This window comes from Nonomuraea sp. NPDC059007 (genome assembly GCF_042740555.1).
In the GTDB taxonomy this organism is placed as follows: domain Bacteria; phylum Actinomycetota; class Actinomycetes; order Streptosporangiales; family Streptosporangiaceae; genus Nonomuraea.
The window spans coordinates 143893-164569 of record NZ_JBHYJD010000007.1 but is presented as its reverse complement, the minus strand read 5'-3'; the positions used below and the strand labels follow the sequence as shown (position 1 = coordinate 164569).

Here is a 20677-nt window from a genome sequence, read left to right as displayed (position 1 = left end):
CCCCGGGCCAGGGCGGTCTCTCGGGCACTCAGGCTGGCTTGGCGCGCGTTCAGGCTAAGGCGGCTTCGGCCGCGCGGGCGGCCGGGGCGGGGACCGGTTCGGCCAGGGCGGCGCGGATGCGGGCCTCCAGCGGCCGGGCCAGGACCGCCCCCGCCGGTGTCAGCGCCCCCGACCGGCCGAGCTGCTCCATGGCCCGGCCGGTCGCCAGCCGCCACAGGGCGAAGGCCGCCGCGTGGCCGGGCCGGTCCTCCCGCGGCCCCGCCAGCCACTCGGCCCGGTGGAACTCCACCACGGCCACGTGCGCGAAGATGCCCTGCAGGGTGGCGCCGGCGTCGCGCTCGCCGTCCCGCCAGTGCACCGCGAACCGGCCCGGATGTCCCGGCACGGTCAGTGCGACGATCTCCTCGGCCGCCCCGAGCACCTGGTGCTGAAGTTCGTGGGTGAACGTGGCGGCCAGCTCCGCGGCGTCGGCGGGAGCGGAGAGCGCCACCGCGCCGAAGGCGGCGCCGGAGGTGGCGCTGAAGGTCTCGGGCGGAGCCGGCGGGACGACCGGCACGACGGTGGTGACCAGCTCGGCCATCGCGGCGGCGACGCGCGGGTGCCGCGCGCGCAGCAGCCGGTACGCCTGGCGGCACAACCCCGTCCAGTCCACCGGCCCGAGCCGGTCGGCGACCGCCAGCCCGAAATGCCCCCGCAGCGGCTCACCGGTCTCCAACCGGAGCCTGAGCGGCCTCGGACCGTCGAGCGCGACCGGCCCCTGCTCACGCTCCAGCGCGGCCAGCAGGACGCCGGTGTCGCCGGTCCCGTAGCGCAGGGCGTCGTCGGCCCAGGCGCCGAGCTGGGGCGAGATCAGGACGTCCAGCGCGTGGCCCGGATGGGCGCCCAGGCGCCGCCAGAGGTCGTCGATGGCGGCCGAGCCGGACAGCCGCCGGACCGATTCGAGCAGGGCGATGTTCCTGCTGGCGATCGCCCGTTTGAGCGTGTCGGCGAGCGCGGGCGGGAGCTCGCCCGCGCCCAGCCCGGCCAGGTCGGCGGGCGACAGCGTGTGCCGGGCGTAGCCGCCGGTCACCGATCTCGCGGGCCAGGTTGATCGGGCTGGGGGCAGGCCTTGTCGCTCTTGTTCCATCGCCGGCTGGCGGGGTCGGTCGCCATGTGGCGGGCCAGAGACTCGCGCAGGACCTCATCCGGCACCGTTGCCAGGCGGTCGAACGGGATATGGGTCAGATCGACGAGCATGGACTCGCCCATAGAACCCCCTGCGGCCATGTGGTGTCCCTTTCTCAGTCGCTATTCACCGTGTTGTCGGCTAAGCACTCTTGAAGAGTCCCAAATCCTCTCGAACTGCTCAATCCAGTAGTGGTACCAGTACCCATGCGCGCGCCGGGTCAATTCCAGGTGCATACGGTTGTCGGTCGCCCGGTTGCCGACGCCGTGGAGCTCCACGATCACCGTGCCGTCGCCGCCCGCCGGATTGACGGCGAGAATGCTGAATCCCGGATTGTAGGAGAAAGTGGCGTACTCCACCCCGCCCGCCACATGCCAGTCCGTCATCGCGGCCAGCCGGTCGAGCGCCGTCGCGATGCTCGCCGGCAGGTTCTGCAAGGGGAACTCCAGCCCGGCGTCGAGCTGACGGGTGGCCAGGTCGACGGCGTGGAGTTCCTCCGGGTCCAGGAGCACGACGCGGAAGACGCCGTCGGAACGGCTCAGCACGGTCCGGCGGATGATCTCGCAGTTGGCCTCGGACAGCAGGTTGATGCCGGAAGGGGCGAACAGCCACACCTCCTTCGCATCCGTGAGCCGGTCGCGCAGAGGATGCGTCTCGAAGTCGGCCCGGTCGCCCAGCGGCGGGCGCGAGCGGTCGGGCACGGTGATCCGGTGGAGCAGCACGCCCATCCCGGCCAGGATCGCCGCCCACCGGTACTGCTCGGCCACGGCCTCCCCGACCAGCGTCAGCACCGCGAAGACGATCGCCACGACCGCGACCACGTAGGCGTCGAGGTTCCTGCGCTCACGGACATCACGCAGGATGCGGCGGGCTGAACGGCGCATGGCACCTCCGCCTCGATCGTGTCATCGGTCAGGAGGCGCGTCCATACGGCCAGAAATCCTTCGGGATCATGCAACCCTTCAGGCGTCTCAGGAGTCTCACTAGTGTCCGTGATCGACCGTGGTGAACTCTGGGGAGAGTGCTGACACACCGCGGCCGGTCACGGACGCTGCCGATATTGGGATGCGATCCACGGCGCGGTCAGGCACGATGGACCGTTGGCACCCGGCACGCGGGGCTCAAATATCCTGAAAGCAGTATGGGAACCTCGTCGTTGTCTTCTCCACTCACCGAGCTCCAGAGCCGCCTGCCCGAGCTCATGCCGCGCGACCAGCGGCGGCTTCGGCGCAGGCTCGACGGCGTGCGCCGGGTGCGCTCGCGCGAGGCGCGGGACAAGATCACCGCGGAGATCCTCGCCGACGTGGAGCGCGCCGAGCAGCGCCTGGCCCGCCGCCGCGAAGCCGTACCCGTGGTGAAATATCCGCCGGAGCTGCCCGTTTCCCAGCGCAAGGACGACATCCTCGCGGCCATCCGCGACCACCAGGTCGTGATCATCGCGGGCGAGACCGGATCGGGAAAGACGACGCAGATCCCCAAGATCTGCCTCGAACTCGGGCGGGGCGTGCGCGGCCTCATCGGGCACACCCAGCCCCGCCGCATCGCCGCCCGCACCGTCGCCGAGCGCATCGCCGAGGAGCTCGGCACCGACCTCGGCCAGGCCGTCGGCTACAAGGTCCGCTTCACCGACCAGGCCAGTGACAAGACCCTGGTCAAGCTCATGACCGACGGCATCCTGCTGGCCGAGCTGCAGAACGACCGGCTGCTTGAGCAGTACGACACGCTGATCATCGACGAGGCCCACGAGCGCAGCCTCAACATCGACTTCATCCTCGGCTACCTGAAACAGCTGCTGCCCCAGCGTCCCGACCTCAAGATCATCATCACCAGCGCCACCATCGACCCCGAGCGCTTCTCCCGCCATTTCGGCGACGCCCCGATCGTCGAGGTCTCCGGCCGCACCTACCCCGTCGAGGTCCGTTACCGCCCGCTCAACGAGGACGACGACCAGACGCAGGGCATCGTGGACGCCTGCAAGGAACTGGTCCTGGAAGGGCCGGGCGACATCCTGGTCTTCCTCAGCGGCGAGCGGGAGATCCGCGACGCCGCCGACGCGCTGTCCAAGGCCGAGTTCCGCAACACCGAGATCCTCCCCCTGTACGCCCGGCTGAGCGCCGCCGAGCAACATCGCGTCTTCCAGCGCCACACCGGCAGGCGCGTCGTGCTGGCCACCAACGTGGCCGAGACGTCGCTGACCGTGCCGGGCATCAAGTACGTCGTCGACCCGGGCTTCGCCCGCATCTCCCGCTACAGCCACCGCACCAAGGTGCAGCGCCTGCCCATCGAGGCCATCTCGCAGGCCAGCGCCAACCAGCGCAAGGGGCGGTCCGGGCGTACCTCCGACGGCATCTGCGTCCGGCTGTACGAGGAGGAGGACTTCCTCAACCGGCCCGAGTTCACCGACCCGGAGATCCTGCGCACCAACCTCGCCAGCGTCATCCTGCAGATGACCTCGATCGGGCTGGGCGACATCGAGGCGTTCCCGTTCGTCGAGCCGCCGGACAAGCGGCAGGTACGCGACGGCGTCAACCTGCTGGTCGAACTCGGCGCCTTCGACGCCCAGGGCAAGCTCACCGGCGTCGGCCGCAAGCTCGCCGGGCTGCCGGTCGACCCGCGCCTGGCGCGCATGGTGCTGGAGGCCGACAAGAACGGGTGCCTACGCGAGGTCATGGTCATCGCCGCCGCGCTGTCGATCCAGGACCCGCGCGAGCGCCCCGCCGACAAGCAGCAGCAGGCCGACGAGAAGCACCGGCGCTTCGCCGACCCCGAGTCCGACTTCCTCACGTATCTCAACCTCTGGAACTACCTCAAGGACAAGCAGAAGGAGCTGTCCTCCAGCGCCTTCCGCCGCCTGTGCAAGTCCGAGTTCCTCAACTACCTGCGGGTACGCGAGTGGCAGGACATCTACAGCCAGATCCGGCAGACGCTCGGGGTCCAGCCGAACAGCGCGCCGGCCGCGCCGTACCAGATCCACTCCTCGCTCCTCGTCGGGCTGCTGTCGCACATCGGCGTCAAGGACGTCGTGGACAAGCAGCGCGGGCAGGACGGGCGGCGGCCGATCCAGGAGTACGTGGGCGCGCGCAACGCGCGCTTCGCGATCTTCCCCGGCTCGGCGCTGGCCAGGAAACAGCCGCAGTGGCTGATGTCGGCCGAGCTCGTCGAGACCTCGCGCCTGTGGGCCCGGGTCAACGCCAAGATCGAGCCCGACTGGGTGGAGCCGCTCGCGCAGCATCTCGTCAAGCGCAACTACTCCGAGCCGCACTGGGAGAAGAACCAGGGCGCGGTCATCGCGCTGGAGAAGGTCACGCTGTACGGCGTGCCGCTCGTCGTCGGCCGCAAGGTCAACTACGGGCGCATCGACCCGGAGCTGTCACGGGAGCTGTTCATCCGGCACGCCCTGGTCGAGGGCGACTGGGACAGCCACCACGCGTTCCTGCGCGAGAACCGCAAGCTGCTCGGCGAGGTCGAGGAGCTGGAGGCGCGGGCCAGGCGGCGCGACATCATGGTCGACGACGAGGCGCTGTTCGACTTCTACGACCAGCGCGTGCCGGCCGACGTCGTCTCCGCGCGGCACTTCGACTCCTGGTGGAAGACGGTCTCCGACAAGAGCGTGCTGACGTTCACGCCGGAGATGCTGGTCAACGAGAACGCCGACGTCAGCGCCCAGGACTACCCCGACACGTGGCGGCAGCTCGGCCAGCGGATGAAGCTGACCTACCAGTTCGAGCCGGGCGCCGACGCCGACGGCGTTACCGTGCACGTGCCGCTGCAGGTGCTCAACCAGGTCAACGGCGACGGCTTCGACTGGCAGATCCCCGGCCTGCGCGAGGAGCTGATCACCGCGCTGATCCGCGTGCTGCCCAAGCACCTGCGCCGCAACTTCGTGCCCGCGCCCAACTACGCCAAGCAGGTGCTCGCGGGCGTCAAGCCGACCGGCGAGCCGCTGCTCGACGCGGTCGAGCGCGAGCTGCTGCGGCTGACCGGGGTACGCGTCCCGCGCGACGCCTGGCAGCTCGACCAGGTGCCCGACCACCTGCGCGTCACCTACCGGGTGATCGACGAGCGCAAGCGCACGATCGCCGAGGGCAAGGACCTGGACGGGCTGAAGAAGCAGCTCGCCCCGCGCCTGCGCAAGACGCTCTCGGCCGCCGGCGACGACGTCGAGCGCACCGGGCTCCACACGTGGAGTTTCGGCACGCTGCCCAAGGTGTTCGAGCAGGGCCGGATGAAGGGCTATCCGGCGCTGGTGGACGAGGGCTCCAGCGTCGGCGTCAAGATCTACGAGACGCCGGCCGAGCAGCGCCGTTCCATGTGGACCGGCACCCGCCGCCTGCTGCTGCTCAACGTCACCAACCCGGCCAGGTCGCTGCTCGGCGGCCTGTCCAACCAGGCCAAGCTGGCGCTGTCGCGCAGCCCCCATGGCGGCGCGGTGGCGTTGTTCGACGACGTGGTCAACGCGGCGGTGGACCAGCTGATGGCCGACGTGGGCGGGCCCGCCTGGGACCCGGTCTCCTTCGACCGCCTCTACCAGCACGTACGGGCCGACCTGTACGACACCGCCCGGGACGTGCTGGGGAAGGTGGAGCAGATCCTGAGCACCTGGCACACGATCGGCACCCAGCTGTCCGGCCTGCGCCGGAGCGCCTCCACGGACGACGCCCGCGACCAGCTCGGCAAGCTCGTCTACGCGGGTTTCGTGACCGGGACCGGAGTGAAACGCCTACCCGACATCTCCCGCTATCTCCGGGCCCTTGAGCGCCGCCTGACCAAGCTGCCCGAGGAGCCGTGGCGGGATGAGGAGTGGATGGACCGGGTCCACAAGGTCGAGGACGACTACCAGGACCTGCTCGACCGGCTCGCCCCGGCCCGCCGTACCGACCCGGACGTGCGGGAGATCCGCTGGATGATCGAGGAACTCCGCGTCAGCTTCTTCGCCCAGACCCTGGGCACCCCAACCCCGGTCTCGGAGAAGCGCATCGCGAAGGCGATGGAGAAGCTCACTCCGTGAGTTCGGTGGTCTCCAGCTCGAAGTCGATGGGCTCGGGCAGGTGCAGGGTGGTGCCGAGGGACTTAGTGTGCACGTCCTGGTACGCGTCGTCGACGATGTTGCTGTAGACGGTCATCGTGCGCGCGATCGGGTCGATCACGAGGCAGACGGGGATGCCGCCGACCGCGTAGAGCTTCGGCTTAGCGACGCGGTCCTCGCGGACACTGCCGGGGGAGACCACCTCGGCCACCATGATCACACCACGTGACTGCAGCTCGTTTCCCCACAGGGAGCAGTCTGCCGGAGCGAGCACGTAGTCGGGCACGAGCGTGTCCCGGGGTCCTTCGATGCAGATGCCGACCCCTCCGTAGCTCGCCCAGCCGTGCTTGCGCCGGACGGGGATCATCAGCTCATAGAGCAGCCCGGCGATCAGCTGGTGCCTCGGCGCACCTATGGGACTCACGTGCAGGTTCCCTTCGATGACCTCGACCCGGAGACCGGGGAGGGGGGGTAGGGCATCGAACAGTTCCCGCACCGTGAAAGGCAGCTCGGCAGGCGGAGCCTCGTAGGGCGTCACGCCTTGCCTACGCGCAGTAGCGGCCATGGAACCTGTCCCTTCGTGTCCGGGCGGGTACGCTCAGTATTGCATCATGCCCCGACATCTCGCCGGTAAAGACCGCCGGCTCGGCGCCCACGGTCAGGGCGACGAAGGCGATGGAGAAGCTCACTCCTTGAAAGCGGTGGTCTCCAGGTCGAAGTCGACGGGCTCGGGCAGGTGCAGGGTCTCGCCCAGCACGCATTCGTCCTTGGCCTGATAGGCGCCGTCGGCGATGTCGCTGTAGACGGTCGCCTTCCGCTCGAGCGGGTCGAGCAGCAGGTAGACGGGGACACCGCCGGTCGCGTAGAGGCCGACCTTCGTGACGCGATCGTCGTGCTTGCTGCTGGGCGAGACGACTTCGGCCACCATGATCAGGCCCGATGAGCGCATCTCGCGCTCTCCCCATCGGGGACAGTCGGGCGGCAGGAGGACGTAGTCGGGCACGACCGGCTCACGCGGGCCTTCGACGCACACGTCCAGGCCACCCGGGTATCCCTTCCAGCCTCGCTCCTTCCTGACCGGGAAGAGCAGATCGTGAAGATCTGCGAAGGCGCCCTGGTGTTCCGGGGATCCAACGGGGCTCACGTGCAGGTTCCCTTCGATGACCTCGACCCGGAGACCGGGGAGGGGGGGTAGGGCATCGAACAGCTCCCGCACGGTGGAAGGCAGCTCGGCAGGCGGAGCCTCGTAGGGCGTCACGCCTTGCCTACGCGCAGTAGCGGCCATGGGACCTGTCCCTTCGTGTCCGGGCGGGTACGCTCAGTATTGCATCATGCCCCGACATCTCGCCGGTAAAAGACCGCCAGCCCGGCCGCCACGGCCAGGGCGACGAAGGCGGTGTAGAGGGCGAAGCCGCCGAGGTGGCCGTCCGGCGACAGGACGGACAGGCCCGCGACCGTGGGCCAGATCCGCGCCACCCATTCCGGCAGCAGCCGGAGGATCGCGATCACCAGCACCGTGGCCGAGACGACGATGATGACGCCGCCCGCCGTCGAACGGACCAGGAACCCCATCGCCAGCCCGAACAACCCCAGCATGCCCAGGTACAGGCCCGCGCCCACGACCGCGCGCAGCGCGCCCGGGTCGCCCAGGGCGGCGTGCGGCAGGCCCGAGACGGCGAAGACGTGCTGGCCGATCAGAAAGGAGGCCACGGCGGTCAGGAGCCCGGCGGCCGTGCCCAGCGACGCCACCACGGCGCACTTGGCGGCGAAGAGGCGGCTCCGGCCCGGTACGGCCATCACGCTGGTCCTGATGGTGCCGCCCGCGTACTCGGAGGTGACGGCGAGCACGCCCAGCACACCGATCGCGACCTGGCCGAACAGCAGGCCGCCCTGGAGGCTGGCGGCGACCGGCTCCAGGCGCTCGCCCTCGCGGGCCGCCTCCGCCGCGGCGCCTGCCATGATCACACCGAGCCCCGCCGTGAGGACGGCGAGGGCGGCCAGACACCACCAGGTCGAGTGAAGCGTCCGCAGTTTGATCCATTCCGCTCTCATGATCCGAACTCCACGCTGTCGGCGGTCAGGGCGAGGTAGGCGTCCTCCAGGGAGCCGGTCACGCTGGTCATCGGCGTGTCGGCCAGCAGGCGGCCCCGGCCGATGACGATCAGGTGGTCGGCGGTCTGCTCCATCTCGGCGAGCAGGTGGCTGGAGACCAGGACCGTACGGCCCTCGGCGGCCAGCCCGCGCATCAGGCCGCGGATCCAGCGGATGCCGCCCGGGTCCAGCCCGTTCACCGGCTCGTCGAAGATCAGCACGCCCGGATCGCCCAGAAGCGCCGCCGCGATGCCGAGCCGCTGCGACATGCCCAGCGAGAACGTCCCGGCCCGCCGGTCCGCGACGCCGTCCAGGCCCACCTGCTCCAGGACGGCGGTGACGCGCCTGTCGCGGATGCGGTTGCTCGCCGCGAGCATGCGCAGGTGGTCGCGGGCGCTCCTGCGCGGGTGCGCGGCCCGCCCGTCCAGCAGGACGCCGACCTCGCGCAGCGGCGCGGGCAGCCCGTGGTACGGCCGGCCGCCGACGGCCGCCCGCCCCGAGCTGGGACGGTCGAGGCCGACGATCATCCGGATCGTGGTGCTCTTGCCCGCCCCGTTCGGGCCGAGGAAGCCGGTGACGACTCCGGGGTGGACGGCGCAGGTCAGGTCGTCCACGGCGGTGGCGCGGCCGTACCTCTTGGTGAGTCCTTCCAGGGTGATGGTGTGGTTCATGGGAGAGATTCCACCGTCGCGGGGCCGTCGGGCAGAAGCTCGGAAAGTGGTGACACCTGCGACTTTCGTAGGGTCCGGTGCGGGCGGTGGCGGCCTAGGGTGAGGGCGTGCTGATGCGCGTCGTGATGACCCTCGCCGCCCTGATGCTCTCGCTCCACGTCGTGGGCACGCTCGGCCCGCCGTGGCCGGTGGCCGTCGCGCTGGTCGCGTCCGGGCTGGTCCTGCTGATCCGCTCGCCCCTCGTGGTCGCCTGGGCGACGGTGGGGGCGGCCCTCGTCCACCTGCTCGCGGCGCCGGTGCACCTGGAGATGCTCCTCTGGGCGCCGCCGGCCGCGCCGTTCGCCGCCTATCTGGCGCTGCGGCACGCGCCCCGCAGCCCGGCCGCGGTGGTGCCCGTCGCGCTGTTCACCGCGCTGGCGGTGTGGTGGGGGCCGACGTCGGAGTTCGGGATCCGCACCGTGCTGCTGACCGCGGCCGCGGGGGTGCTCGGCCTGTACCTGTCCACGCGCGTCAACCTGCTGCGGGCGCTCACCGACCGCGCCGAGCGGGCCGAGCGCGAGCAGCACCTGCTCGCCGAGCAGGCCAGGGGAGAGGAGCGGGTACGGCTCGCCGCCGAGATCCACGACCTCGTCACCCACCGGGTCAGCCTCATGGTGCTCCAGGCGGGCGCCCTGGGCCTGACCGCCGCCGACCGCCCGGCCAGGGAGGCGGCCGAGACGCTGCGCGCCACCGGCTGCCAGGCGCTGGAGGAACTGCGCGAACTGGTCGGCGTGCTGCGCGCCCCGTCGGCGCCGGTGCGCGGCCAGCCCGAGGTGCCGCTCCTGCCCGCGCTGGCGGAACTGGTCGAGGGCTCGGGTCTGCGCGTCGGGTTCGAGGCCGACGACGCGCTGGTCTCGCCGGTCGTCCTGCGTACGGCGCAGCGCGCCCTGCAGGAGGCGCTGACGAACGTGCGCAAGCACGCGCCCGGCGCCGACACCACGGTACGGCTGCGCCGCAGCGGCGACCGGGTGCGCATCACGGTGGCCAACTCCGCTCCCGCCGGTCCCGGCGACCCCGAGCTGGCGGCGGCCGGCTCCGGCACCGGCCTGCTCGGCCTGCGCGAGCGCGTGGAACTGGTGGACGGGACGCTGGCGGCGGGCCCGTCGGAGGCGGGAGGCTTCGTGGTCGACCTCACTTTGCCGGTGGCGTCGTGATCAGCGTCGTCGTGGTGGACGACGAGCCGATGGTCTGCGCCCACCTGCGCGCGATCCTCGGATCGTCGGGCGAGATCACCGTGGTGGACGAGGCGCACGACGGCGCCGCCGGGGTCGAGGCGGTGGTGCGCCACCGGCCGGACCTGGTGCTCATGGACCTGCGGATGCCCGGCGTGGACGGGCTGGCGGCCATCACGCGCATCGCCAGGCTGCCCGCGCCGCCCGTGGTGCTGGTGCTGACCACGTTCGACGCCGACCACTACGTGCTGCGCGCGCTCACCTCCGGGGCGGGCGGGTACCTGCTGAAGTCGACGCCGCCCGCCGACCTGATCAACCTGGTGAAGTCGGCGGCGGGCGGTCACACGGTGCTGTCGGGTCCCGCGGCGTCCCGGCTGCTGGACGGCGCGGTCCGCCGCCAGACGGCCCGGCGCAGGCTGGAGGCGCTGACCGGGCGTGAACGGGACGTACTGGCCGGTCTGGGCGCGGGGCGCAGCAACGCGGAGATCGCCAGAGAGTTGTTCCTGACCGAGGCCACGGTCAAGGGGCACGTCTCACGCATCCTGATCAAGCTCGGCTGCTCGAACCGGACCCAGGCGGGGCTGCTGGCGTTCGAGGCCGGGCTGCCCGATTGAAAGTGTACCGGCTGACCGGTACAGTTTTGAGGCGTGCCCAGACCCAGTTCCAAGGAGCGGCTGCTCGACGCCGCCGCCGACGTCCTGCTCGCCGACGGGGCCGAGTCGCTCACGCTCGAAGCCGTCGCCAAGCGGGCCGGAGTCTCCAAAGGGGGGCTCTTCTACCACTTCCCGACCAAGCAGGCGCTGGTCGCCGGCATGGTCGAACGCCTGACCGCCGCCTTCGACGACGCTTTGGCGCGCGCGGGCGAGCGGCCCGGTGACTATCTGCGGGCCTACATCGAGGCCACCATCCCGGAACGGCCCGCCGCCGCGGCGCCCGCCGACCGGGTCACCGTCGCCCTGCTGGCCGGGGTGCTGGTCGATCCCGCCGGGCTGGAGCCGCTCAGGCAGCGCTACGCCGCCTGGCAGGAACGGCTGACCGACGACGGGATCGACCCGGCGGCCGCGACGGCCGTACGCCTGGCCGTGGACGGATGGTGGGCGGCGCGGCTGCTCGGACTCGGCGAGCCGGCACCCGACCTGCACGAGAGCACCCGCCGCTACCTCCTGGAGATGATCGACCGTGCTGCGCGCGACTAAGGCCCTGATGCTCGGCACCGACGTCGGCTTCGTCGTCTACTTCAGCGTGACGGGCCTCGGGCTGATCCCGCCCGAGTGGGCCTTCGCCGACTACGCCAACCCGCTCATGGCCGACTGGAACTGGTCGTTCCTCTGGATCGACATGCTGGCCAGCGCGACCGGGCTGACGAGCCTGTGGCTGCTGCGCGGGGGCGTGCCCCGGCCGGGCGGCCCGCCGCTCATGCTGGTCTCGCTCGTGCTGACCATGGCCTCGGGGCTGATGGCGATCGCGTTCTGGACGCTGCGCGGCGATTTCTCCCTGGCCTGGTGGATCCCCAACCTCTACCTGATGCTCTTCCCGATCCCCGCCATCGCCTGCCTGATCATGGCACGTACGATCGAGGCATGACGGAGCGCAAACCCCTTGGCATGCCCTTCGAGTCATGGATCGACCGGCAGATCCGCGAGGCCGCCGAGCGCGGTGAGTTCGACGATCTGCCGGGCGCGGGCAAGCCGATCCCCGGGGCGGGCCGCCCCCAGGACGACAACTGGTGGATCAAGAACAAACTCGCCGAAGAAGGCCTGTCGATGCCGCTGCCGCCCAGCCTCGCGCTGCGCAAGGAGGCCGACGAGGTGCTCGAACTGGCGTTGAACGCGGGCTCAGAGGGCGAGGTGCGTACCCTCGTCCAGGGGATCAACGAGAAGATCAACAAGGCGATCAAGCGGGGGGCGGGCGGGCCGCCGGTCGACCTGTTCCCGTTCAACGTCGAGCGCGTGGTGGAGCGCTGGCGCGAGGCCCGGCCGTAGGTCTCGTACCCTGGTGTGCGTCCGCGCACGAGGGAAGAGGCAGATGATCAAGGCGCTGGTGTTCGACGTCGGTGAGACGCTCATCGACGAGACCCGCATCTGGAGCCGCTGGGCCGACCGGCTCGGGGTGACGCGGCTGACGTTCATGGGCGTGCTCGGGGGCGTGGCCGCCCTCGACCGCTCGCACCGCGACGCCTTCCAGATCGTACGGCCCGGCCTCGACGTGGACGCCGAGATCGCCGCCTGGCGGCGCGACGACCCGGACGGGCTGCGCAACAACTTCGACGCCGGCGACCTCTACCCGGACGTACGCCCCGCGCTCCACGCCCTGCGCGCGGCCGGCTACCAGGTGGTGATCGCCGGCAACCAGCCCGTCGAGGCCTACGACGCCCTCGTCGCCATGGACCTGCCCGCCGACTCCATCCACACCTCCGACGGGTGGGGCGTGGCCAAGCCGGCGCCCGAGTTCTTCGCCAAGGTCGCCTCGGTGGCCGGGCGCGAACCCGCCGAGATCCTGTACGTCGGCGACCGCCTCGACAACGACGTCCGCCCGGCGCGTGCGGCGGGCATGCGCACCGCCCTGCTGCGCCGCGGCCCGTGGGGGCACCTGCACGCCGACCGCCCCGAGGCGGCCGAAGTGGCCGACCTCGTCGTGAACGACCTCCAGGCGCTGCTGCCCGCCCTCGCTCAGCGATCCGGCTCGATGTGAACGGCACGCTCCTCGGCTGACAGATCCTCGCCGGCGTCGCTGCCCCAGTCCTCACCCACTTCCTCGCCGTCGACGAGCCCTTCGTCGGGGGCGGTGAGGCGGTGGTCGGCGCGCGGTTCGCGGCCGGGGCCGTCGGGCAGCTCCCGCCGGAGCCGCTCGTCGAGCGTGTCACCGCGCCCCGGGTCTTCCTCCCGGATCTCGTGGTTGAGGCCGAGGTCGTCGTTCCACTCCTCGACCTCTATGCCTTGCTCGTCGCTGTATCCGTAGCGGTCCGGTGTTTCGGTCATACGCGCTCCCTACCCACGCAACCCCCGGAAACCCAACGAGTTGGCCCCCCAAAGCCCCTCAACCAATCCATCCTTGCCCATCCACCACCCCCACCCCTCACCCCAACCCCACCATCCCCACACCCGCGCTCTGCACCCCGCGCTCTGCACCCTGCGCGCCGCGCGCCCACACCTCGCGCCCCGCCCCGCACGCCCCGCCCCGCGCCGCGGGTCCTCCGCCCCGCGCGCCCGCCCCCGCAGCCCGCGCCGCATGCGCGCCCCGCGCTGCGCGTCCTCTGCGTCGTGTGCCGCCTGGGTAGCGGCCAGGGGCCCTCGTGCCCGTGCGCCGCGTGTTCTCACGCCGCGTCCCGCTGGGCCGCGTGTCCCCTACCTGTGCCTTCGAGGTCGCTGCCTCGGCCCACGGCGCGGAAGTCGCCCGTTCGGCCATCTCGGCCCAGAGTGCGGTGGGGTGAGCCGGCTGTCGGTGATGGCCGATGGGCGTGGCTGCCGTTGGGCTGTGGCTGGGCGGGGTTAGCGGCCGATGGCGGCGCCGATCATTGAGCGGGGGTCGGCGGCGCCGGCGAGTACCCCGTCGGGCCGTACGTCGATGAGGTGCGCGTGGCCGAAGCCGGTCCCGTACGGCCGTTCCAGCACCGGGTGGCCCAGGGCGGCCAGCCCGTCGCCCCACGCGGTGCCCGCCTCCACCTCCACGGCCATCTCGTCGGGCGCGTCCCACGTGTCGAACCCGGTGGTCCCGCCGAGCTTCCAGCGTGGCGCCGAGATGGCCGTGCCCGGCGCCTCGCCGTACCTGAGCAGGCGGGTGATGACCTGCAGCAAGATCTGCGGCTGCGCGTCGCCGCCCATGGTGCCCACGACGGTGCGCAACGATCCGTCGGGGCGGGTGATGAGGGCGGGCGTGAGGGTGTGGGGCGGGCGGCGGCCGGGCGCGTACTCGGCCGGATGCCCCGGCGTCAGCGAGAACCCGATGCCCCGGTTGTGGAGGTTGATCCGGGTACGCGGCTCGAAGACCATGCTGCCGAACCCCGAGGCGTTCGACTGGATGAGCGAGACGCCCATGCCGTCGCCGTCCACGGCGCACAGGTAGGTGGTGTCGCCGTCCGCGGCGGGTACGCGCACCCTGCGGCGCGCCGCCGGGTCCACCAGCGCCCGCCGCCGCGCGATCTCGTGCTCGCCGAGCAGGTCCTTGGCGTCTTCATGCAGTACGGCGAGGCGGTCGTGACCGGCCGCCCGCGCCGCCTCCGCCAGCAGGTGCGCCCATGCCGAGCGGGCAGGGGCGGACGGCAGGTCCAGGCGGTCGGCGATGCCGAGGGCGAGCAGCAGCAGGTAGCCCTGGGAGTTGGGCGGGGCGGACCAGACGTCGTGCCCGAAGGCCCGTACGCGCAGGGGGTTGACCCAGTCGGCGTTGACCCGTTCGAGGTCGGCCGCGGTGTATTCGCCCGCGCCCAGCTCCAGCAGGCCCTGTCCGAACTCGCCGAGGTAGAAGCCGTCCCTGCCCGAGGCGGCGACCGCCTCCAGCGTGCGGCCCACGCCGGGCCGGCGTACCAGGTCGCCCTCGGCGGTGACACCGGCGAAGTCGCCGCCGCCGGGACGCGTGGCCGCGGCCTTCGCCCCCTGCAGCATCAGCGGCGAGGCGGGGAAGCCGTCCTTGGCCAGCCGGATCGCCGGGGCGAGCACGTCGGCCAGCGGCAGCCTGCCGTACCTGCCGTGCAGGGCGATCCACCCGTCCACACAGCCCGGCACGGGCACGGACCTGATGTCGTGCAGGTGCGGCATCCTGGTGCGCCCTTCGGCGCGCAGCCGTTCGGCGTCGGCGCCGGATCCGGCGCGGCCGGAGGCGTTCAGCGCGCTCACCTGCCCGTCGTGGACGAGCGCGAACAGGTCGCCGCCCATGCCGCACATATGGGGCGCGGTGACGGTCAGAACGGCGTTGGTGGCGATGGCGGCGTCGGCCGCGGAGCCGCCACGGTCGAGCATGGCGATCCCGGCCGCGGAGGCGAGGTGGTCCACGCTGCACACCATGCCGGAGCGGGCGAATCTGGTGTTCTGCACGCATAGAGGGTACGCCCGTGCGGGGTGCCGCCGGGGAGGGAGCTCCAGCTCATGGGCGGTCAGATGAGGGTGAGCGGGAGATCCCGGGCGATCAGGGCGGCGTAGTGGCCGTCGGCGGCGAGCAGTTCGTCGTGGGTGCCGAGTTCGGCGACGCGGCCGTGGTCCAGGACGGCGATCTGGTCGGCGTGGCGGACCGTGGAGAGGCGGTGGGCGATGGTGATCGTGGTACGGCCCTCGGCCAGCGTGTCCAGGGCCTCCTGGACGGCGCGCTCGGTCTGGGTGTCGAGGGCGCTCGTGGCCTCGTCGAGGATGAGGACGGGCGGGTTGCGCAGCAGCGTGCGGGCGATGGCCAGGCGCTGCTTCTCGCCGCCGGAGAAGCGGTAGCCGCGCTCGCCGACGACCGTGTCGTACCCCTCGGGCAGGCCGGCGATGTAGTCGTGGATGCGGGCCGCGCGGGCGGCGGCGACCAGTTCCTCGTCCGTCGCGTCCGGCTTGGCGAAGCGCAGGTTGTCGGCGATGGAGGAGTGGAACAGGTACGTCTCCTGGGACACCACGCCGACGGTGGCGGCCAGCGTCTCGAAGGAGAGGTCGCGCACGTCCACGCGGTCGATGGTGACGCGGCCCGAGCTCACGTCGTACAGGCGTGGCAGCAGGTAGCTCAGCGTCGTCTTGCCCGAGCCGGTCTCGCCGACGACGGCCAGGCTGCTGCCCGCGGGGATGGTCAGGTCGATGCCGGTCAGGGTGGGGGCGTCGCCGTACGAGAAGGAGACGTGCTCGAAGCGCACGTCGCCGCGCGGACGCTCCAGCGCGCGGGTGCCGGGGGTGATGTCGACGGGCAGGTCCAGGTACTCGAAGATGCGGCCGAACAGCGCGAGGGAGCTCTGCACCTCCACGCCCGTGCGCATCAGCGAGAGGGCGGGGCGGAACAGTCCCGCCTGAAGCGTGGTGAACGCCACGACGGTGCCGATGGAGACGGCCGACGTCATTCCGGACACCCAGTAGATGACCGCGGGCATCGCGGCCATGACGATCTGGATGGTGGACTGCCGCCAGCGCCCGGCCATGCTCGACTGCACGCCGAGGTCGGCCAGTTCGTCGGAGGCGCGGGTGAAGCGGCCGGTGAGCTCGGGCGACTGGCCCATGGTGCGGCCGAGCAGGATGCCGCTCACCGACAGCGACTCCTGCACCATCGACGACATCGTGGCGAGCTTGCGCTGGCGCTGGGCGGTGATGCGCTTGCGCTCCTCGCCGACCTTGCGGCTGATCCACACGAACAGCGGCAGCAGGACGAGCGAGGCGGCCGTCAGCCGCCAGTCGAGCACGAGCATGGCGACGAAGCTGGCCACGACGGTGGTGAGGTTGGAGACGATCGACGTCGCGGTGCTGGTGACGACCGCCTGCATGCCGCCGATGTCGTTGGCCAGCCGCGACTGCACCTCGCCGGTGCGCGTCCGGGTGAAGAAGGCCAGCGACATGCGCTGCAGGTGGGAGTAGACGGTGGTGCGCAGGTCGTGCATGACGCGCTGGCCGACGCGGGTGGAGATGAGCGTCTGCACCACGTCGAACATGCTCGTCGCGACGGCCACGGCCAGCATGCCCAGCACGAGCAGGGACAGCAGCCCGACCGCGCGCGTGGGGATGGCGACGTCGAGAACCTCGCGCAGCAGGAACGGCGAGGCCAGCGACACCAGCGAGGAAAGAAAGATGAGGCCGAGCACGACGCCCAGCTGGCCCCGGTAGGGGCGGAAGAGTCGGATGATGCGCCGCAGGGGCGCGCGGGGTTCCTCTGTCATAGGGCTCCTTTTCAGATGTTCACTCAAACGGAGGTTACCTCATATTCATTCCAGCGAACAGTGAGATAAGCTCAGCGGGGTGAAGGACGCCACCGAACTGCTGGAACTCGTGCACCGGATCAGCCACCGCTTCCGGCGCGGCTACCGGACCGGCCTGGAGCCGCTCGGCTTGAGTCCCAGCCAGGCGCGTGCCCTGAAGGTCCTCATGGAGGCCGGGCAGCCGCTGCGGATGGTGCAACTCGCCGAGGCCCTGCGCATCGCGCCCCGCTCGGTGACGCCGGTGGTCGACGCGCTGGAGGAGGCGGGGCTGCTGCGCCGAGAGGTCGACCCGGCCAACCGCCGCTCGACACTGGTCGTCCTCACCGAGGAGGGGCGCGGGGCCTTCGTACGGGTGCAACTGGTACGCGCCGAGGTCGCCGCCGACCTGTTCGCCCCGCTGTCGGCCGAGCAACGCGAAACCCTCCGCGACCTACTCACCCTCGTAGACGAACCCTAACCATCCCATCCCCACCTCGCATCCCGACCTCCCACGGCACCGGCAACGCCGCCGCCCGCAACGCCATGGCCCGCAACGCCATGGCCCGCAACGCCACGGCCCGCAACGCCACGGCCGGCGGCGTCGCCGCCGCCGGTAGCGCTGCGGCCCACTCCGCCGCAGTCCGTAGCGCTGCGGACCTCGGTGCTGCCCCGCAACGCCCTGGACGGCAGTGCCGCTGTCGGCAACGCTGCCGCCTCTGGTGCCGTGCCGTTGCCTGCAAGGCCGTTGCCCGCAAGGTCGCCGCCCGCAACGCCACAGGCGGCAACGCCGCAGCCTGCGGTGTCGCCGCCTGCAACGCCGGGGCCTCGTCGGCCCCGTCGTCGCGGTGCTTCTGGGCGGGGCACGTACGCTCCGCGTGGTGGGGGTGTCGGGCCTGTGGGTGGGTGGTGGTCCGTGCCGCTGTCCACGCTGGCCCGGGTGATGGTGGTGCGGTCGGCCCGGGTGATGGTGGTGCGGTCGGCCCGTGCGACCGTGGTGGGTCGGCCCGTGTGACGGTGGTGGGTCGGCCCGTGCGAGGTGGTGTGGGTTAGTCCGAGTGGCGGCGGTCCAGGAGGATCAGGGGCACTGTGGCTATGGCCAGGGCGGCGCCTATCCATATGACCGAGGTGAGTCCTGCTCCCGCGTTGAGCGCGGCTCCGGCCAGGGCGGGGACGAGGCTGATGCCTAGCTGGAACGCCGAGACCGTGGTGGCTCCTGCCAGTGTGGGGGCCTTGGCGGCCAGGGTGAACACTCGGCCGTAGATCGCTGGGTTCAGGATGAATCCGGCGATTCCGAGCACGAGGACCAGGGCTACCACGGCCACCATGTTGCGGGACAGGAGTGCGAGCAGGGCGGAGGCGGCGGCGATCCCTATCGCTCCGGCGAGCAATGCGCGGGTGGGTTTGCGGTCGGCGATTCTGCCGCCCACCGACAGTCCGGCGAACGCGCCTACGCCGAACAGGGTGAGGATCGCGGGGACCCACACGGCCGGTACACCGGTGATGCCGGTCAGGAACGCCGCCAGGTAGTTGAACGTGATCATGTAGGCGGCGGTGCTCAGCAGCGTGATGGCGAGGACCACCCACAGCTGGGGGCGTCGCATGGTGCGCAGTTCTGCCCGCACGCTGGGTACGGCGCTCGCGCTCGTCGCGGGCAACGCCACCATGGTGAGGACCGCGGCCGCGATGGTCAGGGCGGCTACGGCCCAGAAGCCGCCCCGCCAGCCGGTGAAGTAGCTGAGCAGCGCGCCCGCGGGGCCGCCGGCGATCATCGCGATGCTGAGCCCGCTGACCACGACACCGGAGGCGCGGGCGGTGCGGTCGGGCGTGACCAGGCTGATCGCCGTCACCGCCGCGACCGCCCAGTACCCGGCATAGGCCAGCCCGCAGACGAAACGCGTCACCACGATCACCGCGTAGTCGTCGGTGACCAGCCCGATCGCCAGGCAAACGGCGAAGACGGCCTGGGCGGCCACCAGCGTGGTACGGCGCGGCCAGCGCAGGGTCAGGATGGCCAGCGGCGGACCGCCCACCACGACCCCGGCGGCGAACGCCGAGATCAGCCCGCCGGCCGCCGACAGCGAGATGTCGAGGTCCGCGGCGATCGCCGGCAGAACTCCCGCGAGCAGGAACTCCGCGCTGCCCATCGCGAACAGGCTGAACGCCAGCAGGTACACCCCGAGCGGCAACCGCCCCCGGACGGGCGGCGCCTGGGCCTCGACGCTCATCGCACGGGCCGTTCGACAGAAGCGGCAAACGCGGGCCGTTCAACAGAAGCAGCGAACGCGCGAGGGGGAGTGAACGCGGGCCGTTCGACAGAAACAGGGAACGCGCGAGGGGGAGTGAACGCGGGCCGTTCGGCAGAAGCAGCGAACGCGCGAGGGGGAGTGAACGCGGGCCGTTCGGCAGAAGCAGCGAACGCGTGAGGGGGAGTGAACGCGGGTTGTTCGAGGGAGGTGGTGAACGCGACAGAAGCCAAGAAATCCGGCCGTTCGGGAGGGATCGCGGACGCGGGTCGGTTGAGAGGGGGCGTGAAGGTGGGCATGCGAAAGTTCTCCTTCAAGGGTGAGAGGGCACCGGCCCGCGAAGTGGGCGGGCGTGGGAGGGCTCATCGCCCGTCGGCGATCACCTCTGGCCCGATGCTGCGGCTCTCACCAGCGTCCTGGCAACTTTCGTTGCTGTTTCCGGGACGACCCCGGCTCAGGCCGCGATCACGGTGGCCAGGCAGGGCGGCCCGGAAAGGAGGGCGGAGTACGGGTAACGGCCGCGGGCGTCGAAGACGGCGAAGTCGGCGCGGGCGCCCGGGGCGAGGATGCCCAGTCGGCCGGGGCCCGTGTGCATGCCCATCGCCCGCGCCCCGCCCAGCGTGGCGGCCTCGACCAGGCGCTGGTCCAGGCCGGGTGGGCGCTGGCCACGGCCGCGGACGTAGTCGCGGATGGCGCGGGCCTGGTCGAGCGGGGAGCCTTCGCCGCGGGTGCCCAGGGCGAGCAGATTGCCCTCGTCGAGGAGGGCGAGGGCGTCTTCGGGGCGTTCGCGCAGCAGCGACGGGCAGACGGCGGCCACGCTTCTGCGCAGGCGCAGCAGTTTGCGCTCACCCGGGTCGAGCGGTCCGGCGCAGGCGACGTGGCAGTGCGGGCCCAGGATGCCGGACTCGTCCAGCGCGGCGGCGCTGTGGCGGTCGAGGTCGACGAGTACCCGCAGGCCGAAGGTCCTGGCGAGCACCGCGAGGTCCTCCAGGACCAGCGGGTCGCCGGTGTGCGCGGCCATCCCGACCGGGAAGGCCACCTCGCGGATCGCGGTGATGAGCGCGTCGCGGCCGGTGTCCTCCCAGGCCTCCTCCGACTCCGTCTTCACCGCGAGGTAGGTCACGCCGCGCAGCGCGGGTACGGCGGCCGGGTCGGCCAGGCCGGTGACGACGGTGGCGCGGGCGGTGACGCCGGGAGGCGGGGCGGCGGCGGGGGAGCAGGCGTCCACGAGGCCGGGCGTGATCATGCCCTTCCAGTGGACCTCTTCGACGGCGGGGTGGGCGGCGAGCACCGACGTCCTCGGCCCCACCTGGAGCACCCGGTCGCGACGGACCGCGACGGCGCCGTCGCGGATCGGTTCCGCGCAGATGGGCAGCACCAGAGGCGCGGAATGCACGACCACAGGCGCGGGCGCGCGGCTGCGAAGGACTCT

19 protein-coding genes and 1 pseudogene are annotated in these 20677 nt (G+C 71.6%); 8 read left to right on the top strand and 12 right to left on the bottom strand.

Going from position 1 to position 20677, the window contains the following annotated elements; all coding sequences use genetic code 11:
- Positions 1-49: 49 nt before the first annotated feature.
- From ACFWY5_RS13870 to ACFWY5_RS13860, 3 genes are read right to left on the bottom strand one after another with little or no spacing between them, the layout of a single operon-like run.
- The gene (locus tag ACFWY5_RS13870; protein WP_379609625.1) at positions 50-1069 is read right to left on the bottom strand and encodes an aKG-HExxH-type peptide beta-hydroxylase; all 1020 of its coding nucleotides are present in this window, start codon (positions 1067-1069) and stop codon (positions 50-52) included.
- A complete protein-coding gene (locus tag ACFWY5_RS13865) occupies positions 1066-1236 on the bottom strand; it encodes a hypothetical protein (RefSeq protein ID WP_184974785.1) in 171 nt (56 codons plus the stop codon). Before ACFWY5_RS13865 ends, ACFWY5_RS13870 begins: the two co-directional genes overlap by 4 nt.
- Before the next feature lie 51 nt (positions 1237-1287).
- Entirely contained in the window at positions 1288-2049 is a 762-nt protein-coding gene (locus ACFWY5_RS13860) for a hypothetical protein (protein WP_379632052.1), read from the bottom strand.
- A 257-nt stretch (positions 2050-2306) separates the two neighbouring features.
- Here ACFWY5_RS13860 and hrpA point away from each other — a divergent pair, with 257 nt between their 5' ends.
- Positions 2307-6173, top strand: coding sequence for an ATP-dependent RNA helicase HrpA (gene hrpA, locus ACFWY5_RS13855; RefSeq protein ID WP_379609627.1), 3867 nt, complete (start codon positions 2307-2309; stop codon positions 6171-6173).
- Here hrpA and ACFWY5_RS13850 read toward each other — a convergent pair.
- The 4 genes and pseudogenes from ACFWY5_RS13850 to ACFWY5_RS13835 all read right to left on the bottom strand — a co-directional run.
- Complete coding sequence (locus ACFWY5_RS13850) at positions 6163-6756, bottom strand: Uma2 family endonuclease (protein WP_379632050.1); 594 nt, start codon at positions 6754-6756, stop codon at positions 6163-6165. The genes hrpA and ACFWY5_RS13850 overlap by 11 nt on opposite strands.
- A 120-nt stretch (positions 6757-6876) precedes the next feature.
- Positions 6877-7476, bottom strand: a complete 600-nt coding sequence (locus ACFWY5_RS13845; protein ID WP_379632048.1) for a Uma2 family endonuclease — start codon at positions 7474-7476, stop codon at positions 6877-6879.
- Positions 7477-7520: 44 nt separating this feature from the next.
- Entirely contained in the window at positions 7521-8243 is a 723-nt protein-coding gene (locus ACFWY5_RS13840; RefSeq protein WP_379632046.1) for an ABC transporter permease, read from the bottom strand.
- 50 nt (positions 8244-8293) lie between these two features.
- Positions 8294-8953, bottom strand: a pseudogene (locus tag ACFWY5_RS13835) (ABC transporter ATP-binding protein); the annotation flags it as partial.
- Between the two features lie 113 nt (positions 8954-9066).
- Here ACFWY5_RS13835 and ACFWY5_RS13830 point away from each other — a divergent pair.
- The 6 genes from ACFWY5_RS13830 to ACFWY5_RS13805 are packed head-to-tail and all read left to right on the top strand — an operon-like array spanning position 9067 to position 12855.
- Complete coding sequence (locus ACFWY5_RS13830) at positions 9067-10146, top strand: sensor histidine kinase (protein ID WP_379632240.1); 1080 nt, start codon at positions 9067-9069, stop codon at positions 10144-10146.
- The gene (locus ACFWY5_RS13825) at positions 10143-10778 is read left to right on the top strand and encodes a response regulator (RefSeq protein WP_379609631.1); all 636 of its coding nucleotides are present in this window, start codon (positions 10143-10145) and stop codon (positions 10776-10778) included. Before ACFWY5_RS13830 ends, ACFWY5_RS13825 begins: the two co-directional genes overlap by 4 nt.
- Positions 10779-10811: 33 nt before the next feature.
- Positions 10812-11360 (top strand): TetR/AcrR family transcriptional regulator, encoded by a 549-nt coding sequence (locus ACFWY5_RS13820; RefSeq protein WP_379609632.1) that lies wholly within the window; start codon positions 10812-10814, stop codon positions 11358-11360.
- A complete protein-coding gene (locus ACFWY5_RS13815; protein WP_379632044.1) occupies positions 11344-11748 on the top strand; it encodes a DUF5360 family protein in 405 nt (134 codons plus the stop codon). Before ACFWY5_RS13820 ends, ACFWY5_RS13815 begins: the two co-directional genes overlap by 17 nt.
- Positions 11745-12146 carry a DUF1992 domain-containing protein gene (locus ACFWY5_RS13810; protein ID WP_379632043.1) on the top strand — a complete coding sequence of 134 codons (402 nt, stop codon included), beginning with the start codon at positions 11745-11747 and terminating at the stop codon, positions 12144-12146. The genes ACFWY5_RS13815 and ACFWY5_RS13810 overlap by 4 nt, the downstream gene beginning before the upstream one ends.
- Positions 12147-12189: 43 nt before the next feature.
- Positions 12190-12855 carry an HAD family hydrolase gene (locus ACFWY5_RS13805; protein ID WP_379609635.1) on the top strand — a complete coding sequence of 222 codons (666 nt, stop codon included), beginning with the start codon at positions 12190-12192 and terminating at the stop codon, positions 12853-12855.
- Here ACFWY5_RS13805 and ACFWY5_RS13800 read toward each other — a convergent pair.
- The 3 genes from ACFWY5_RS13800 to ACFWY5_RS13790 form a co-directional block, all read right to left on the bottom strand.
- Positions 12834-13142 (bottom strand): DUF5709 domain-containing protein, encoded by a 309-nt coding sequence (locus ACFWY5_RS13800; RefSeq protein WP_379609636.1) that lies wholly within the window; start codon positions 13140-13142, stop codon positions 12834-12836. The genes ACFWY5_RS13805 and ACFWY5_RS13800 overlap by 22 nt on opposite strands.
- 510 nt (positions 13143-13652) lie before the next feature.
- Entirely contained in the window at positions 13653-15191 is a 1539-nt protein-coding gene (locus ACFWY5_RS13795) for a gamma-glutamyltransferase family protein (RefSeq protein ID WP_379632041.1), read from the bottom strand.
- Between the two features lie 59 nt (positions 15192-15250).
- Positions 15251-16984 (bottom strand): ABC transporter ATP-binding protein, encoded by a 1734-nt coding sequence (locus ACFWY5_RS13790; protein WP_379632039.1) that lies wholly within the window; start codon positions 16982-16984, stop codon positions 15251-15253.
- Positions 16985-17063: 79 nt separating this feature from the next.
- Here ACFWY5_RS13790 and ACFWY5_RS13785 point away from each other — a divergent pair, with 79 nt between their 5' ends.
- Complete coding sequence (locus tag ACFWY5_RS13785; protein ID WP_184974820.1) at positions 17064-17480, top strand: MarR family winged helix-turn-helix transcriptional regulator; 417 nt, start codon at positions 17064-17066, stop codon at positions 17478-17480.
- Positions 17481-18048: 568 nt separating this feature from the next.
- Here ACFWY5_RS13785 and ACFWY5_RS13780 read toward each other — a convergent pair.
- Positions 18049-19227 carry a Cmx/CmrA family chloramphenicol efflux MFS transporter gene (locus ACFWY5_RS13780; RefSeq protein WP_379632037.1) on the bottom strand — a complete coding sequence of 393 codons (1179 nt, stop codon included), beginning with the start codon at positions 19225-19227 and terminating at the stop codon, positions 18049-18051.
- A gap of 472 nt (positions 19228-19699) precedes the next feature.
- Positions 19700-20641, bottom strand: coding sequence for a hypothetical protein (locus tag ACFWY5_RS13775; RefSeq protein ID WP_379632035.1), 942 nt, complete (start codon positions 20639-20641; stop codon positions 19700-19702).
- Positions 20642-20677: the final 36 nt, after the last annotated feature.